Source organism: Neobacillus sp. SM06, from assembly GCF_050496765.1.
Lineage (GTDB): Bacteria > Bacillota > Bacilli > Bacillales > Cytobacillaceae > JAEVLT01.
Genome location: NZ_JBNWEO010000001.1, coordinates 1 through 19349 on the forward strand (window position 1 = coordinate 1; position 19349 = coordinate 19349).

At 41.0% G+C, this 19349-nt stretch carries 10 protein-coding genes, 1 pseudogene and 1 CRISPR repeat array; of the genes and pseudogenes, 1 reads left to right on the top strand and 10 read right to left on the bottom strand.

Annotated elements, in window-relative coordinates; genetic code table 11:
* Positions 1–365: 365 nt before the first annotated feature.
* Positions 366–5165: a CRISPR direct-repeat array (repeat unit 32 nt; unit sequence ATTTCAATCCACGCACCCGAACAGGGTGCGAC).
* A 170-nt stretch (positions 5166–5335) separates the two neighbouring features.
* The 8 genes from cas2 to ACQYAD_RS00040 form a co-directional block, all read right to left on the bottom strand.
* Positions 5336–5626 carry a CRISPR-associated endonuclease Cas2 gene (cas2, locus tag ACQYAD_RS00005; protein ID WP_430234320.1) on the bottom strand — a complete coding sequence of 97 codons (291 nt, stop codon included), beginning with the start codon at positions 5624–5626 and terminating at the stop codon, positions 5336–5338.
* Positions 5627–5635: 9 nt separating this feature from the next.
* On the bottom strand, positions 5636–6667 hold the full coding sequence (gene cas1c, locus ACQYAD_RS00010; RefSeq protein WP_430234321.1) for a type I-C CRISPR-associated endonuclease Cas1c: 1032 nt from the start codon (positions 6665–6667) through the stop codon (positions 5636–5638).
* On the bottom strand, positions 6664–7323 hold the full coding sequence (cas4, locus tag ACQYAD_RS00015; RefSeq protein ID WP_430234322.1) for a CRISPR-associated protein Cas4: 660 nt from the start codon (positions 7321–7323) through the stop codon (positions 6664–6666). Before cas4 ends, cas1c begins: the two co-directional genes overlap by 4 nt.
* Positions 7313–8176, bottom strand: a complete 864-nt coding sequence (gene cas7c / locus ACQYAD_RS00020; RefSeq protein ID WP_430234323.1) for a type I-C CRISPR-associated protein Cas7/Csd2 — start codon at positions 8174–8176, stop codon at positions 7313–7315. The genes cas4 and cas7c overlap by 11 nt, the downstream gene beginning before the upstream one ends.
* 19 nt (positions 8177–8195) lie before the next feature.
* Positions 8196–10064: a type I-C CRISPR-associated protein Cas8c/Csd1 gene (cas8c, locus tag ACQYAD_RS00025; protein WP_430234325.1), complete on the bottom strand. Its 1869-nt coding sequence runs from the start codon at positions 10062–10064 to the stop codon at positions 8196–8198.
* The gene (cas5c, locus tag ACQYAD_RS00030; RefSeq protein ID WP_430234327.1) at positions 10061–10771 is read right to left on the bottom strand and encodes a type I-C CRISPR-associated protein Cas5c; all 711 of its coding nucleotides are present in this window, start codon (positions 10769–10771) and stop codon (positions 10061–10063) included. The genes cas8c and cas5c overlap by 4 nt, the downstream gene beginning before the upstream one ends.
* Positions 10772–10966: 195 nt before the next feature.
* Positions 10967–13393, bottom strand: coding sequence for a CRISPR-associated helicase Cas3' (gene cas3 / locus ACQYAD_RS00035; RefSeq protein WP_430234329.1), 2427 nt, complete (start codon positions 13391–13393; stop codon positions 10967–10969).
* Positions 13394–13625: 232 nt separating this feature from the next.
* A complete protein-coding gene (locus ACQYAD_RS00040) occupies positions 13626–14387 on the bottom strand; it encodes an SDR family NAD(P)-dependent oxidoreductase (RefSeq protein ID WP_430234331.1) in 762 nt (253 codons plus the stop codon).
* 231 nt (positions 14388–14618) lie between these two features.
* Here ACQYAD_RS00040 and hemY point away from each other — a divergent pair, with 231 nt between their 5' ends.
* Entirely contained in the window at positions 14619–16028 is a 1410-nt protein-coding gene (gene hemY, locus ACQYAD_RS00045; RefSeq protein ID WP_430234333.1) for a protoporphyrinogen oxidase, read from the top strand.
* A gap of 49 nt (positions 16029–16077) precedes the next feature.
* On the opposite strand, the gene ACQYAD_RS00050 is transcribed toward hemY, so the two are convergent.
* Positions 16078–17508, bottom strand: coding sequence for a glycoside-pentoside-hexuronide (GPH):cation symporter (locus ACQYAD_RS00050; RefSeq protein ID WP_430234335.1), 1431 nt, complete (start codon positions 17506–17508; stop codon positions 16078–16080).
* Between the two features lie 445 nt (positions 17509–17953).
* A pseudogene (locus tag ACQYAD_RS00055) lies at positions 17954–19230 on the bottom strand (IS110 family transposase).
* Positions 19231–19349 lie beyond the last annotated feature (119 nt).

Genomic DNA, 19349 nt, shown 5'->3' on the forward strand with positions numbered 1-19349 from the left:
AGCAATCATTTGTACTCGTAGTATAATTAAGGCCGCAGCATACGAGATATAAAAACTAACTTTCCTATAAACTTAAGCAATTATGAATACGTTTTCACTCATCGTTTTTTGTGCAGAATAATCAGCCGATATCCTTCTTATAATTAACATTTTTTTGTAAACTATGAATTTTTACTGTGAGACAATAAAATAACCCTTTTTATTTTTAATCCACGCACCGAATAAAGCAGATAACCTGTTATGATTTCAATCCATGCACCCGTAGTAGATATGAAAATGAAGCAGCAATCATTTAGTTTAATGATTCGTTTCAACCACGTATAGGGTAAACAGTAATTTTGGTACTCTCGTAGTTTTCGATATAGATTTCAATCCACACACCCGAATAGGGTGCGACATGTAACAAAACAGATGACCCGTTATAGGGGATTATTTCAATCCACACACCCGAACAGGGTGCGACATTGACTGTTGTGAGGTTACAAACACCATAAGTATTTCAATCCACGCACCCGAACAGGGTGCGACTGCAACCCAACCTCCAAAGAATAATGTTGTCCAAATTTCAATCCACGCACCCGAACAGGGTGCGACGTGTGATCGGCGCTTGTTGCTGGATCGTTGCTTGTTATTTCAATCCACGCACCCGAACAGGGTGCGACTAATGAGCACAGGCACGTCAACAACGCGTGGCTATTTCAATCCACGCACCCGAACAGGGTGCGACGACGAAAACTCTTTTACGCAAGACCGTTTCTTTCGATTTCAATCCACGCACCCGAACAGGGTGCGACCCAGTCTTTTATTTGATATCCATATTTTTTATTATTTCAATCCACGCACCCGAACAGGGTGCGACTTATTGGCACTCATTCATTTGTCGAGGTTGAATCATTTCAATCCACGCACCCGAACAGGGTGCGACGCCGCTTCTTTTCCGTCAAAATGCTCAAGACTATTCATTTCAATCCACGCACCCGAACAGGGTGCGACGCCAACAAGCGCCTACACCGACAGGGGCAGACAATTTCAATCCACGCACCCGAACAGGGTGCGACAAGTCCGCAACCGCTAGCACATTTCCTTGGCTTGATTTCAATCCACGCACCCGAACAGGGTGCGACCCTTTTTGCAACAGATAAAAGGATCGTATTCTATGATTTCAATCCACGCACCCGAACAGGGTGCGACAGTAGCTGTTGGATTGCGAAATTAAGGAGGTTAGAATTTCAATCCACGCACCCGAACAGGGTGCGACCTTGATCCATCCAATTCCGGTGCATGAAATTGTTATTTCAATCCACGCACCCGAACAGGGTGCGACTAAAACAGCCGCGTGATACTCTGATATGAGTATTTATTTCAATCCACGCACCCGAACAGGGTGCGACCTCTCTGCTATTTGTTTTGGATATTGTCATCCTTATTTCAATCCACGCACCCGAACAGGGTGCGACGTCAAACGATTCCATTTGACTAGTTCGCCCTCTCATTTCAATCCACGCACCCGAACAGGGTGCGACAACAGGCAAGGCAATCGAAGACCTTGATTACGATATTTCAATCCACGCACCCGAACAGGGTGCGACTTGAATTGGTCTTACCATCAATTCGTTTGGATTTATTTCAATCCACGCACCCGAACAGGGTGCGACATCACATTCATGTCGGAGGTTGATTGACATGAGTATTTCAATCCACGCACCCGAACAGGGTGCGACTCTAGCAGGTCACAGGCAACGACTTGCACCTGCGATTTCAATCCACGCACCCGAACAGGGTGCGACCGATCAAATGCTTAGAGACGTCCTTGCTTATGTTATTTCAATCCACGCACCCGAACAGGGTGCGACTCGTACCGGCTATCCAAATTTAGTTACACAGCCAATTTCAATCCACGCACCCGAACAGGGTGCGACTTTGGGCAGTAACGGAGAGGCTTCCTATACATTTATTTCAATCCACGCACCCGAACAGGGTGCGACCTCATCAGACAATTTCGATATCGTTTCTTTCCAATTTCAATCCACGCACCCGAACAGGGTGCGACTTTGCTAGATAAGCTGATGCTGTCTTGCATTCCAATTTCAATCCACGCACCCGAACAGGGTGCGACGTTCGCGACCTGTACAAGTTATTGGATAAATTCATTTCAATCCACGCACCCGAACAGGGTGCGACGAGATGCATCAGATCAAATATTGGACTATATCAAGATTTCAATCCACGCACCCGAACAGGGTGCGACTTGCCGTGATTATTCCATCTTTACCACTCCAACAAATTTCAATCCACGCACCCGAACAGGGTGCGACTGCACTTAATTGTCGATCAGAAGATAGATTGTTATTTCAATCCACGCACCCGAACAGGGTGCGACTGTATTTTCATAAGTTTCAGCCGGCGATTAGTGAATTTCAATCCACGCACCCGAACAGGGTGCGACAAGAATCATTTAAAAAATACGGTAAATCTTTTAATTTCAATCCACGCACCCGAACAGGGTGCGACTCCAGGGGTCGGACATTTTTGGGTCACCCTTATATTTCAATCCACGCACCCGAACAGGGTGCGACTTACACAGGATATGGAAGATTTGCAAGATTATTTATTTCAATCCACGCACCCGAACAGGGTGCGACGTCTATTTCGAAACAATATCTTGTGATGATGATCATTTCAATCCACGCACCCGAACAGGGTGCGACCCAGCTAATGGGTGCTTTTTATTTTGCAAAAAAGAATTTCAATCCACGCACCCGAACAGGGTGCGACCCTCATCAGACAATTTCGATATCGTTTCTTTCCAATTTCAATCCACGCACCCGAACAGGGTGCGACAACCTATTATTCAATATGTTGCTTCTCCTACGTTATTTCAATCCACGCACCCGAACAGGGTGCGACAGTTGTTGTTCGGCTACCGCATTAAATATTTTTTATTTCAATCCACGCACCCGAACAGGGTGCGACTGGCTAAAATCGGACAGTTTCAAGCGGTCGTTCAATTTCAATCCACGCACCCGAACAGGGTGCGACAACAGGCAAGGCAATCAAAGACCTTGATTACGATATTTCAATCCACGCACCCGAACAGGGTGCGACGGCGGTAAAGGGTGTAACGGTAGCTTTCACTTACGATTTCAATCCACGCACCCGAACAGGGTGCGACTTTTCTCGCGATATTTATCGGGTGCCGGGATGTGATTTCAATCCACGCACCCGAACAGGGTGCGACTGAAACATTTTGAAACAATCCGCAAGGCTATTCCAATTTCAATCCACGCACCCGAACAGGGTGCGACGCCAGAGGTGGAGCAGTCCAAATGTTCACAGAGATTTCAATCCACGCACCCGAACAGGGTGCGACATCCACGCACCCGAACAGGGTGCGACATATTAAGATTTCAATCCACGCACCCGAACAGGGTGCGACTAGTCTGCCGCTTGGGATGACTGTATCTTCTCATATTTCAATCCACGCACCCGAACAGGGTGCGACACGGATTTTTGATTAATCCTATCGGACTATGGGGATTTCAATCCACGCACCCGAACAGGGTGCGACTGAAAACATTTAACTATGCTTCGGATGATAAGATATTTCAATCCACGCACCCGAACAGGGTGCGACACCTACACAATCAAATGATTGGTATGCCAAAGAGATTTCAATCCACGCACCCGAACAGGGTGCGACCTGTTCCAACCCAGCAAATACGTGGATTAAGGATATTTCAATCCACGCACCCGAACAGGGTGCGACCTGGTTCTGGGATTACCGCTACAGATGGAGTTCATTTCAATCCACGCACCCGAACAGGGTGCGACTGGGTTCGTTCCAGCCACAGGGGTACTGATTGTCATTTCAATCCACGCACCCGAACAGGGTGCGACTAAGACACACATGGATGACTTAGCTTCCCACTTTATTTCAATCCACGCACCCGAACAGGGTGCGACTGTCAAAGGTTTCATACTACTAAAAAGTTTTTTGATTTCAATCCACGCACCCGAACAGGGTGCGACACGGATTTTTGATTAATCCTATCGGACTATGGGGATTTCAATCCACGCACCCGAACAGGGTGCGACGTCGATATATCTCTGATAAAGGATTATTCGAGGAGATTTCAATCCACGCACCCGAACAGGGTGCGACCAACGTGGCGTATGTGATATGCCTTTGATCAACATTTCAATCCACGCACCCGAACAGGGTGCGACAAGTTCTTATGTATCAACAACTAAAAGAGTTTGCAGGCACATTTCAATCCACGCACCCGAACAGGGTGCGACCAACTTCTATGAATGGTTTCATATCATGGGGAATAATTTCAATCCACGCACCCGAACAGGGTGCGACCCGTAAGACGAAAGAATTGCTTGAGGGTTTAGGTATTTCAATCCACGCACCCGAACAGGGTGCGACCGCTGCTGCCGAATCAAAAAGATATGATTTTCTTATTTCAATCCACGCACCCGAACAGGGTGCGACAGACCTTGATTACCAAATTGAGCAAGCCTACATGATTTCAATCCACGCACCCGAACAGGGTGCGACTTAACGTGCTAAATTTATAGCATAGTAGTTTGCGATTTCAATCCACGCACCCGAACAGGGTGCGACGAAATTGAAAGAACTGCTTGAAAAATTATCTCCTATTTCAATCCACGCACCCGAACAGGGTGCGACAGCACTGGACAATGAATTAAAAGCTAAAAGAGATATTTCAATCCACGCACCCGAACAGGGTGCGACACTCCGTAGTTAATTTCTGGTTCGTAGTCATCAAAATTTCAATCCACGCACCCGAACAGGGTGCGACGCATTACAATCACGACATTTATAGCGTCTACGGTATTTCAATCCACGCACCCGAACAGGGTGCGACCTGGTACGAAAAAGAAAAAAAGAAGGCAAAAAGACGAATTTCAATCCACGCACCCGAACAGGGTGCGACTGGGGACGTTTTCCGGGTTGGTTTGTACGACGGTAATTTCAATCCACGCACCCGAACAGGGTGCGACTAGATCACGATGGTAGTTAAAAACGATCATCTAAATTTCAATCCACGCACCCGAACAGGGTGCGACAAAATACCTAAATACTTACTAATATCAATAGGACGAATTTCAATCCACGCACCCGAACAGGGTGCGACAGCGATTTCTGACCCCAAAACCCCTATTTATTGGAAATTTTTGATCAAAAACACGCTATTTCCTCAAAGTTATTAGAGGACACAATTATTTTTCACAAAAACCAGGAGATAGAATCTGAGAATTTAGGTGCGAACCTCTTAAGCTAATCGTGTTCGCTTTACATTCGCACTTAAAAAATTAACGGACCTTCTACGTCCACTGATTCTTTAATACCTAAATGTTCTACTTTATTTCTGTAATTATTGCCCAATTGATAAAACCTAAGACTGTCTCTCTCCTCGTCAATAGCATTAGCAAGTTCAATTTTTAAAGTTGCAAATTGAGTTGAATCAACAACACATTCAAATACGGAATTTTGTACCCGTTGCCCGTAATTTTGACAAATTTTCGAGACCTTTCGCAGCCTCTTTTGTCCAGTACTGCTAATCGTACTCACATCATATGTGATTAGTACCAACAAAATCTCCACCTACTTCCATAAAAATGGTGGGTACTCATCTAAGTCATTTCGTAAAAAACGAGCTAATAATAACGCTTGCGCATGAGGTACTAGCCCCCAAGAGATTTTTTCACCAAGGTAGGGATGCGTAATTTTTTCCTGTTTTCTGGTTTGCCAGGCTGCTAAAAACTTCTTTCTTGCATCATCTGTCATAATAACAGCCCCATTTTCTTTTTTATGAAAATCATCTTTACCAACAACTTTTTTATTAATTAAAGATAAAACAAACCGATCAGCATAGACACCACGAAGTTCTTCCATTAGATCTAACGCTAAAGATGCTCTGCCTGGACGGTCTCGATGCAAAAAACCAACATATGCATCCAAGCCTACACCTTCTAAAGCAGCCGCCATATCATTTGCCAATAAAGTATAAGCAAATGACAGCATGGCATTCACATTATCAGTAGGAGGTCTACGAGAACGGGATTGAAATGAGAAATCTTCCTTTTGTTGCAAAATCATTTGATTAAATACTTTGTTGTAACTAATTGCTGCTTGTCCTTCAAGACCTCTTAACCTTTCTAAATCCTCACAACTTCTAACATCAAGGATTATTCCCGATAAATGCCGTGAAACCTCTTTGAATTGAGATACATCTACTCGCAATGGATAATCTCTCGTTATTCTTTCAAGTATCCACTTATTATTGAAAATTTTCCCAACAATAAAATTTCGAGCCACTTTAGCAGATACTACTTCATCATCAGATACTCGGTATTGTTTCTTCCTTAACACAACATTCCCTTTACTTTTCCCTATAACTCTCGCAAGGAATCTGCCGTTAATCGTGAAAAAAACTAAAGAAATGTTTTTTTCAGCACAGTAACCCATTAATGCCGGGCTTGCACCAGTATATCCAAAAGAGTGGATTGCCTCTAAATTATGTAGCGGAAGTCTGCCTAACTGTTCTTTTTCTTTAAGAAGGACAATATTATCCCCATCTAGTGATAAATAAACATCTGGTTGCGTTATAAATAACGTGTTTAATAGTTTTTTCATTCCCTGATCTTCCCATCAATATAACTTTTCACAGACTGTTTATTCATTAGCTTCGGTAAACAAAGATTTTGAAGGGAACAACTTTTACAAAATGTACCTGTTTTCACTTTGGGTGTATATCTTCGGCCATAATATTCATGCATTTCTGCAGCGATTGACTTTACTTTCATTTTATATTCTTGCGTTAACGGCACTTCGATCCTGTGTTTGATTTCATTATAAAACATATAGCCCATGTTAACTTCACAACATAGCATTTCCTCTATACAAATCGCTTGTGCCGTTAACTGCAATACGTCTGAATCGTCCAGTTTGGGTTTGCCCCGTTTATATTCAACAGGATACGCAGTATATTTTCCTTCTGCACCACTAATTTCAACGCCTTTTTCATCTCGAATAAATTCGACAACATCGCAAATTCCAGTTATCTTCAGCTCATTAGACCTAACTGGCATCGCTCGAACTATAAGTTTATCTCCACGTTTTTCTCGAATAAAAGGCTGATCCGCTTTTTGATGAAGGTGCTGTCCTTCTACCGTCCGAACATTTTCTTCCCATTGCTGCTCTATATGTATTAGTGCCCATTGTCGTTTACAAAATTGAAAATGTTGGATTCCTGAAAGCATCAAATAATCATTTTCTTCATTATAAACCATCGATGATCTCAGCTTCTAAACCTTCTAAATTTTCAACTGTGATAGAATAATCTTCAAAAGATCTCGGTTCGTCAATTTTAGATTCGATCTTTATAGAACGATGAACTTTTGCTGACGAGTATTGTCCAAGTTTCGAATTATGTTCCCACCAGAATACCTTGTGAACTTCCATACTTCCATCTGGTCTGGCGGCAGATGTATCATTTTCAAAAAGTGTAACAAGAGCTTGTTTCATTTTTTCTGCATCTTCATTTGTAAAGCCTGTTTTTTCAGCAAGCTGCGTGTTAATACTACCGTAAAAAACATATAACCCAAAATCCACACGATGTTTCATCCCCATTGTATCTGATCCTTTTTCTTTCCCAGGCTCGGAATTTACACTTTTCGTTATTTGCATACTGGTAATATCAATTGGATTAATACTGGTTGCAGTATGGATAGAAACCGGTCCCCTTACACCAACCGAAACTCCACTTCCACTACCAGCAGCTTTAAAAGCAAAAACCTGTCCAAAACTTCTTACATCTATCCATTCATTACAAGCAACTGTAGCAAATTCATCACTGGAGGAATTTTTTGATTTTAATATTTTTAATAATTCCGGGTTTGCTTCAGCTCTTTCTCTTAAGCTTTTAAAATCGTCAACATTCCGGTCATTTGATTGCACAAAAATAGATTCCCCCATATCTTGCAAACGATTTCTGATTTTTCGTTTAATTGCAACATCTGAAATTTCACCATGGCCATCATAATTTTGCCTTGGACGGTTACCATTCAGCGGATCTCCATTTGGATTTGCTTTTGTTACAGACAATACTACAGCAAAGTCAACTTTGTGATCTAAAATTGTCATTTTCCATTTCTCCTTTTTACTATTCTATATTTTCTTTTTTCTGATATAATTCATGTCGCTGACTATAAAATCCTAATAAATATTTTCCTGACAATGGTTTATTATTAAAATCCGCATAATTAATTTTGGAAGCTACCTCATCAATAAGGCTGGATAAATATCGAGCTTTTGTACCTAATCTCGCTTGGTATGGCTGCAGACCTTCCTGAATCGTTTTCCATGTTCTTGCAGGATTTTTTGAAAAAGAGTTCATATATCGAATTGCATTGCTTGAACGGTTTTCTTCAGACCCTAATGCTCTTCTTTCCAATACATCTGCAATCGCTAATAACCGGCCAAATAAATAATCCCGTTCATTATTTTCTGTATCCAATGTCACATTGTACCCCTCCTTTTTATTAACCAATGCACAAGTGATACTTAACGTTTTTTCCCATTCCCATTTCTCCATTGATACAGGATTTGAGGAACGATTAATTGCGCTTTTAACAATGTCTAAAGGAATTTCCTTATTATCAGTAATACAAGGAAGCATACGCTCCATTAGTCCTTTCACAATTTTCTCGTTGGCTTTAGGTCCATAGGCTGCAAAAGCTATGTCTTTTGTTGCTGGTGCTCCAAAAAACTGGGCATAGTCACCATTCTCTTCCTTTCGGTAACGGTGAAGCCATGCACACGTTGAATGCCAGCTTTTTAGCCGATCCAAATAAAGCTCTTTATACATATTCCGGTAGTACAGTACGGCCATCCGTCCGGTAGTTGCAGAATCAAGAATCAATATATTTACTACTGATTTCGTTGATAAATCATTCTTATAACCATCCAGTGCCTTCGCAATTTCTCTCGCGAATTCCTGATTGGTATAAGATATTCTCTCATGTTTTTCAATCGGTACAGGATCAATAGCAAAAGTATCTTCGGTCACATCAGGAATATTAAGGTCATCATTCCCCCATACAAGAAAAACTCGCTGATCAATGGTTTTACCTTGACGATTGATCAGCCATTTCAAGGCATTATGAGCTTTCTGTGATACCTCATAACTTATGCTTGCCACTTGATTGCTTTTATTAAAGCGACCCCTAAACGTAAAACCGCTTGTATCATTGGCTGAAATGAGCTTTGCTTTGTCAGCAGCATTACGTATTTTATTGGCGTGTTTATCCGTGCTAGGCATAAAATTTCCCGTCACATAGCAAAGATCCGCGGCACCTAATAAATCTTGATAAAATCGAATAAAAGAATCGTACAATTCTCGATCTTTCCAAACATCTGTTAAAAGTTTTTGAGAAGAATAAACATTAAATCGTATAAATGCACTGTCCTGCCCTCCAGTAACAACTGAAAAAATCTGCGGCTTCTCCTTATAAAGGATTTCGTACTTCTTATCCCACCCTTCAATTAAATGCCCCTTCTCATCGAGATATAATACCTTCGCGTCAACCAAATCTTTAATCAAAGTTTTCTTAGATAAATAGTTATAGATACTTTTCACTTTTGATACTGCATATGGCGATTCTGCCCACTCTTTTAATTGTGCTATATAGTATGTAAAGGGTTCCTCTTTTTTTATTTTGCCACCATATGCAACGAAATCACCTGCTACATAGCTTAACTTATCATGAAGCGGGTAAGGGGCAATTTTGGATCCGGCACGATTTGCGGATTCTTCCGTACATGGAATTAATGTGTTCATTTCATCTTTATCTATCACTCTTGCAGAATGGAAAGCGCCATCTTCTGTAATATCTACCTCAATATGTGCATTTTGTGTTGTATGGGCAATTGGCAAAAGTGTAAATTCCCGGTCATTCGATTTCTTTTCTACTACTCCAACTTGATCCAAATTTGATTCGTATGTTTCATATAAGTTCAATAGCCAGCTCATTGATTCCCTCCCTCCTCTAATTGACTGAATAGCTCATCCGCTGACTGGATATTTGTAAAACTCTTTGGATACATTTCTGTAATTTTTCTTATTTGAGTACATTGGTCAGGACGCGGAAACTTGATAATTCCCTTTTTCATCACAGGATTCCAGAGGCGAACTTCCATTTCATTTTTTCCAGTTTCATCAGGATAGTTAATCCCATGTATCATCGTTCCATAATGGATTTCACCCTGATCATAAAAACCTTCACCCTCACCAAAAACACATGGTTCCACATATGCTTGACATTCCCTTGTGCCTAAGAAAATATCCCTTCTCCCTCCAGCTTGGAGAGATCGTTTAAGGATGTTATGATGTTTATTCTCGTTTCGATCAAATGACATGTCTGGTCGATAAGGGTTAAAGATAAAATGGGCACGTACTTGATAGCGAACATCTTTTAGGTATGTATAGTTGGCAAGCGTATTTCCTCCGCCATATTCAATCGGTCGAATACCCTTTGACTCCATCTGAATTGGATTCATTATTCGGACTTCATCTATTATCATAAGCAGCGTGGGTTTCCAATAGATTGATTCTACAATTCCTTTAAGTGCCTGGTATGTCGGGATTTGATAGGAAAGTTTTTCTCCACCCATCTTAGTTAAAGGATCTGTAAATAAGGCATATTTTCCAAAGACTTCAAACTCAATCTCATTCCTCATAAATTCACCTCCAAAAATTCAAAATATTTTTTACAATTAAACAATACATCTCTTTAGGAGTATTGTAAATAATATATTATATGAACTTTTTGTAAACATTCTTTTACATGATATAATTAGTTGTCGCTTTTTTAGCGCGGATTGAAATATATAGTATATTATTTGAAAACCTATCTTCATTTAAAGATAGGTTTTTCAATATATACTCAAGGTAAACTGACTATCATTGTCTAAATTAAGCCCAAATTCATTGTCATAAGCCCCTTCTTTTAACGCAAAAATTTTCCCATCTAGATAACTCACCAATCCGTCATTTTTCGATAATTGGTCAAGTTCATATTTAAAAAGATTGATTGTATACTGCTGGGCTTTGCGCAGCAATCGAGTAAGGTCATCAATGGAACCATCACTGTTTAGTTTTGTAATGATTTCTTTGCCATCTTCATAAGGTACAATCACTGATGTCGTCAAATCTTCAATAACGTGAAAGTTTTCTGCTGCTGTTTTATAGCTATTGGCAATAAATAAAGGAGGAACCTCATCATTTCTCGCCTTGTAAGCACAATAAAATCCATTTTTACTTTTCTTAGCTGCCAATAGTTCGGTCATAGTTTTATTTAAACCAGGAATAAAATAATTTAAATCAGATGAAAACTTAGTGTAAAACTCTTTGAAATACCTTTCCATTGCCTGTTTTGATAAGATATGTCCTCCGTGGCTTGATGCATCTTGTTTTATGTCGACTAAAATTCTTTTTGAAATCTGTTTCCCACCTTTAATTTCTTTTAAGTACTTTAAGTTTTCTTCTTCATGATCAATAACATAAACATTTTGAATATCTTTTTCACCATGACGATTGCACCTTCCAGCAGCCTGAGCAATAGAATCTAAACCGGCTAAAGAACGAATGACACATTCAAAACTTACATCGACTCCAGCTTCGATCAGTTGGGTACTGATACAAATGATTTTATTCTTGGTAAGAAGATGCTGTCTGATTTCATTTAATATATTATTTCGATGGGCTGCACACATCGATGTACTAAGATGATAAACAGGAACATTGAAATTTCTTTCTTTTAAAAGATTGTATAGATTTTTGACTACAGTTTTCGTGTTTAAAATGACTAAAATACTTTGTACATCCTCAATTTTATCTTCAATAAAATCTGCTAGTTTCTCATTATTAAAAGTTTGATTTGTTGCCATGTCGATAATCTCTACTCGCTTAAAAGCTTCAATTACCTGATCAAGATTACCAATAATCTCGGCATCTGGATTTATTTCCAACTTATTTTCCACAAAATCCAAGGCTGGTTGAGTTGCAGTACATAAAACAATACTAGACTGTCCATAAGTTTTTAAAAAGTTTAAAGCCTGATTAAATAAAGAAACACAGGAAATTGGAACTTTTTGTACTTCATCAAAGATAATTACCGATTCAGCTAGATTATGCAACCTCCTTATGTTTCTGCTTCCTTTTGCATAAAAAACATTTAAAAATTGAACCATTGTTGTAAATATAATTGGTGAATCCCAGTTATCTTTTGCAAGCTTCAACTTTTGCTGAACACTCATAACTCCATCTTGCATTTCATCGTTATCATTTTCATCACCAATCACATTGGAATGATGTTCCAGAATATTCCCATCATCTTTTAAAATATTACGAACTTCTTCCGCATTTTGTTCAATAATAGTGGTGTAGGGAACAACATAGAAAATCCTTTTTTTATTGAAAAGTTTGGCATGTTTAAGAGCATATCGTAAACTTGCTAGCGTTTTTCCCCCACCCGTCGGTATCGATAATGTGTAAATCCCTGAGGGTTTCTTCGCAAATTCATCACATTGGTCTGACATTTCTGATCTTAAAATATTAATCGGATGATCAGCATTCGGGTGATTTTTGAAAGAATTGATTTTATTTATAATTTTTTCGTAATACGCTGAAACTAATTCTTCATGGTCAACAGCTTCTTCGCCAGTTTTATTTTCTTCAAATAATCTCGTATTCGTTCGATCTGCATCAATCAAAGAACTAAAAACAAATTTTGTTAAAAACATTAATTGTTTTTCATTGTTTTCCGAACTTTCTCTTGCCAAAAACGTTTCTAATTCTGATGCTGCTCTATCCACATAGTCATGAAAATATTCTTCGCTCATTACCTTTTCAAAAAATATTCTTTTTGTTATCTCAAAGTTTTTTAGATCCTTATCTCGCACTCTACTTAAATAATTGGATTCCAATTCCGGATTCAAAAAATCTAGCAAATACGAATGATGTGAAAGGATGGCGTTTCCGACAACTTCAGCAACTATTCCCTTATATCGTGAAGTAATTTTTTTATGAAATAATTCGTATAATAATTTTCCTCCTGCTGTCGAATGATCTACACTTCCTCTTTTGGGAGGTGCTTCCGGATTATTGACGGCTTGTAATATGTATTCTCTAAATTCCTTTGAATATTTACCAAGATCATGAAGCATTCCGGCTAGACCAGTTAAATGCTTCACCCCCAACTTATCTCCATACGTTTCTGCTAATTCTTTAGCTGCCAACAAATGTTCTTCAACAGTTTGTATTGTCTTGTCACTTTCACGAATGTGAGCGATAAAATTCATCCAATCCCTCCATTAGGAAAACTCATAAGATTAATGAAAAAAGCAGAAGTCACCCGTAATTCAGGTGTTATTCTTCTGCTTCACATGATGGTTAAGTTCGACAAGCTCCAAAATTTTATCTACCTTCATTTTGAATTTTTTAACTAAAATTGTCAATAATTATCATAAAATAATTTTTTAAGAACTTCATTTATGCATTTTTAGTTTTCAGCATCTATTTTGTCTACCCCCCCTAAAAATTCATCCTAGATTGCCCGCCATCAACGTTCATGCTGGCGCCGATGATCCAGGAGGCTTTGGTTGAGGCGAGGAAGGCAACGACGTTGGCGATCTCCTCTGGGGTGCCGAAGCGGCCGGCCGGAATTTCATTTTTGACAAAGGCGTTGATTTCTTCGGGGTTGGCCTCAAGGCGCTTTTTCCAGTTGCCTGTTTCGTGAAGGATGCTGCCGGGGGCGACGCTGTTGACGCGAATCCCGTACGGAATCACTTCATCTGCGAGCGATTTTGTAAAGCTGATCAAGGCTGATTTGGCATTGTTGTAGGTCACTTTGCCGCCGCTTTCCCTGCCGAAGACCGAGGTGATATTAATGATCGAGCCGCTGCCGGTCTGTTTCATTTGCTCAACAGCCAATTTGCTTAAATGCACTGCGGAAAAATAATTCAGTTCCATCGCTTCGTAAAATAACGCCATTTCCGTTTCGGTTGCTCCGGCTCCATTGCTGCCGCCCGCGTTATTAACTAAAACATCCAAACCACCCTGGGTTTGAGTGAATGCTTGAATCAAACTTTCCCGTTCAGCTGCTTTCGATATATCCGCTTGAAAAATAGTGACATTTCCACCGAGTTCTTCTTTTGCTAGTTGTAAAATTTCTCTGTCGCGCGCTGCGATTCCGACATTTGCTCCTTCTGCCAAAAAAGCTTGGGCAATCGCTTTGCCAATTCCTTTCGAACCGCCGGTAATCAAGATATTTTTCCCATTTAATTGCAAATCCATTTGAACCTCTCCTCTGCTATGTACTATTTTTATTTTAGCCCTAATCATGGTAAAAATCTTTCTTTCCGTTCCATATAGAAGCGGCATTTCATGAACTTTCTCTTACAAATGTTTAAATTTTCATTTTTTTTATTTTAAAAGTATACAATAGAGGTGGGGAAAAACTAAAAACTTTGTTTTAAAATTCAGATTGTGAAAATATGAACAAGTAGTGGCCGGAGCTGATGCTGAATGGAGAGGAAAAAAATTGTTATCATTGGTGGAGGAATCACCGGGTTATCAGCAGCTTATTATCTTCAAAAAGAAATAAAAGAAAAGCAGCTTCCCTATCAGGTCATGCTTTTTGAAGCAAGCAACCGTTTTGGCGGAGCGATTCACACCTTGAAAAAAGAGGGATTCATCATTGAAAAAGGGCCTGACTCGATGCTTGCGCGCAAAGCGAGCGCACTGAAATTGATCAAAGAAGTTGGTTTGGAAGATCAAGTCGTTTCCAATACTGCAGGGAAATCATACATAGTTGCAAGAGGAAAACTTCATACAATGCCAGAAGGCGCGTTTATGGGCATCCCTACCGAAGTCACTCCTTTTTTATTTTCAGGTCTTTTTTCACCATTCGGAAAGTTGCGGGCTGCAGGCGATTTTATTTTACCAAAAGGGAAAGAAAAAGCGGACCAATCGCTTGGCGAATTTTTTAGAAGGAGACTTGGAAATGAAGTCGTCGACAACTTGATTGATCCACTGTTATCCGGCATTTATGCCGGTGACATCGACGAATTGAGCTTAATGTCTTTGTTCCCCATGTTTTATCAGCTGGAACAGACCCACCGAAGCCTTGTTCTCGGTTTGAAAAAAACGATGCCGTCTCGGTCAAAAACAGCCGCGAAAAAACTGCCGGCCAAAAAAGGCATGTTCATTTCTTTAGCGGGCGGGCTTGAAACATTGATTGAAGCAGTGTTAAAAAAGCTTGATTCAAGTACCGTGATGAAAAATGCCCCTGTCGAAAAAATCACAAAAGACGGAAACCACTATAATGTTGCGCTGGCGGACGGAAGTGTTGAACAAGCCGAAAGTGTTATCATCACAACAGAATCTTACGCTGCCCAACAAATGCTTTCCGATTATCCATTAATGAAAGTAGTTGGCGGCATGATGGCCTATTCTGTTGCAAACGTTGCTATGGCCTTTCCAAAGGCAGCCATTAAGCAGGATATTGATGGAACCGGATTTTTGGTTTCCCGCAACAGTGATTTTCGCATTACGGCCTGCACATGGACACATAAAAAATGGCCGGGAACGACTCCTGAAGACATGGCGCTTTTGCGCTGCTATGTGGGAAAGCCAAATGACCAGGACGCCGTCCATTTAGCGGATGATGAAATCATTCAAATCGTGTTACGGGATTTAAATAAAACAATGAATATTACGGAGCAGCCGCTCTTTCACGTAATCTCCCGCTGGAACAAGAAGATGCCGCAATACACGGTTGGGCACTTGCAGCGGATGAAGAATGTAAGGGATTCCCTCGCTCAAGAATTACCAGGGATCTTCCTTTCAGGGAGTTCATATGATGGCATAGGGGTACCTGACTGCATTGAACAAGGGGAAGCTGCCGTACAAAACGTACTGGCATTTTTAGCGTAAAAACCGAGCAGAAGACTCTTGCTCGGTTTTTCTCTATAGTTATAATCGATTACTTCCCCGTCTCGACCACGACAGGCCGGTTGCCGGTAAACTTTTTCCGTTTGCCGAGTTCTGCGACAATTTCGTTAAACCGGTCATCCGATAATTTGTAGAAAAGGCCCATGACGATAATGGTGATGAAGGCCAGTAAGCCTGGATAAATGAACATCAGATCTTTGATGCCGGCGATTACCTTCGCGCTTTGCTGGGCGTTTGGCACGTAGCCGACAAGGCCTAGGACAAGTCCGGGAATAAAGCCGGCCAAGGCTTGGGACAATTTGCGGAAAAAGGTGAAGAACGAATAAACGACCCCTTCCGAGCGGCTGCCCGTTTTCCATTCCCCATATTCCACAGCATCGGAAACGAGCGCCCAGTTTAAACTGTTAATAAAGGCACTTCCAAAAAACGCAAAGCAGGCGAAGATCATAAAGACGACAGCATCCTTGGCCACCATGTAGGCGATTAGATCGGCAGCAGTCCAGATCGCTGCCCCGAGGATAAAGGTTCCCTTTTTGCCGATTTTTTTCACAAGATATGGAACAAGAGCGACTCCGACAAACACGCTTCCAATGCTGAAAAAGCCCATGTATGGAACAATTGAAACATCCTTCAAAACGTACTGTGCATAATAAACCTGGACGGCAAGCTTGACGCTGAAAGCCGTAAAAGTCAGCAAGTTTGCGGTACAAAGGATCAAGAGCGGCGTATTTTTAAAAATATTCTTCAGCCCTGCCTTTATCGAATCTTTTGTTGCTTTCGGTTTGGCTTCGACATATCGTTCGTTGATATTTTTATAGGAATACCATTGAAGGAAGACGCCCATTACAGAAAAAATGGCAACTGCCATCAAATAGCCTGTTGTTTTGTTATTCATCATCAAAACAATGGGCATGAAACCGACTGTACTAATCAGGAGCCCAAGGTTCGAGCCAGCTTGTCTAAACGATGCCAATTGGGCGCGTTCATGCGGATCCTTTGTCATTGCTGGAACCATTGAGCCAAATGGCACATTGGAAATGCTGTAGACTGTACTAAAAATCATATAGGTTGCGAATGCCCAGACAATTTTTCCCGTAAGCGAAAAGCCTGGATTGATAAAACTGGCTATATCCATTAAAGCGAGCGGAATCGCTGCGTATAAAATAAACGGCCGAAATTTCCCTTTTGGTCCAATGTTCTTACGATTGTCGATCCACGTGCCGACCGAAATGTCGGCAAAAGCATCCCATATTTTTGTGATCAAAAAGACCAGTCCCGCAATGGTCGATGGGATTCCTAAAGAGTCGGTGTAAAATTTCAGCAAATAAATCTGACCCAGGTCGAATAAAAAGTTGTTGCCGACATCGCCAATTCCGTAGGCGATTTTTTCTTTCAGTGTGATTTTTTCCGGATCTGGTGCGGCAGCTGGCAAGTCCAGCTGGCGTGCTTCATTTTGAGCCATGAAACCTTCCCCTTTCTTCCTTTTGTTTTGGTATGTACCTTGTACGTACGTTTCTTTGCCCTCCCTCTATAAATGTTGATGTACCAAGGGTTTGAGCCATTGGTACGGTGTCAAAAAAATATTTTTCGACAAAGTCCCCTACAGTATTTTCATTATATGTGAAACTATTCCACCATATGGGTACGCTACGCGGTCACTACTGGATATTAGTGGAAAGTAGTGAAAGGAATTTATGTGATGCACAATGGATCTCTGCGTAGCTTATGATGACGTACCCTCCCATGTCTCTGGGCATTAGTGTGCCTACATTCCTTCGTTCGGTCTAGTCATAAGGCAGAGGCTAGCGAAGCTCCTTTAGGGACCTCTATGTCAATGGAAAATATAATGCCAGCTTCTCCGTGTCATCCTGTTGTCTAGGTCTATTTAAATAGGGGGATGTAGGGCTTTACATAGCCTCTGCGAGACTAGGAATATCCCTCATCATTCGCTGTGCGTCTACGCTTTTTCTTCGTGCTAATTTTATGTAATACTTTTAAATCGATTACCGCAAATGAATACAATGGATTGCTTCTTACGTAACTGGTTAACCTAACGGTTCGTGTAATACTCATGTAGCTTTCTAAAAGCTTCGTTATGGCGAATCATTGGCATCATCACTCGGAACAGGAGGGCGCGCAGCTTCCTTCTGCCCCGTTTGGAGATTCGCTTTTGTCCTTTATGCAGACCGGAGGAATTTTCACGTAACGTTAATCCCGCAAGTTTGATTATTTGGCGTGGGTCTTCGTAGTGTGAAAAGCTTCCGATTTCCGCTAATAGATCAACTATCGTTGTATCTCCAAGCCCTGGTACAGTTGATAACCATTCGTACTCTACAGACGTTTTTACTAGCTCAACCAAGTGCCCGGTAATGTTTTCGATATCTTCTTCTAACTGATGGTAACGGCTGACGAGTGTGGCAATTTCAATACGGGCCATCTCACGTCCTTCTGTTACTCCGATAGAGTTAGCTGCTAATTCTATAAGACGTATTGCTTTTGGTCTTTGGGGGGATTTGAGCCCCTCAACCTCTCGATAAAGGGTTAAAACTTCATCGGGTTGTTTCTCGTGAAGATCACTTGGAAATGGGGTACATTCTAGTACAGCCATGGCCATTTTTCCGAAGGATGGAAATACTTGAGTGAACTCAGGGAAATAGCGATCTAGCCAGCGAATCATCATGTTTTTGACAGTGCCTAATTCCTCTGTCAACTTGCCTCGGAAGGTTGAGCCAACACGAAGTTCGGCCTCCATCTCTTTAAGTATCCGTGGATAACTAAAGCGTCCGTCCTTTACAAGACGAGCGATCACCAGCGCATCTTTGCGGTCATGCTTGGTTGGCAGATTGTCGTCCAACTCTTTTGATCGTTTGACGTGCATAGGATTCGTCATGACTAAGGGAATGCCTCGTTCCTCAAGGAAGTAGGCTAAATTGAGCCAGTAATGTCCTGTAGGTTCAATCCCTACAATGACTTCTGTTTTTTCATGTTCTTTCATCGCACTCAAAATACGTTGATAGAAAAACTCGAAACCGTTAAAAGACTGCGAAACTGCAAATGACTTTTGGAGCACTCGGCCGCGGTCATCTACAAAGCAAGCGTAATGTGTACGCTTAGCAATGTCGATTCCGACAACAAGTGTTTTCTCGGTAACTTGATTTATTTTTTGATTTTGTTTAAAATCCATTATGGAGTCCTCCTTGGTTAACAAATTAGGGGTTAATTCGTCGAGATTTGACACCCCGCATCATACCAAGAGGGCTCTTTTTGTTCAAGTCCCCGAAAATCCTTCTAACAGGAATGCTC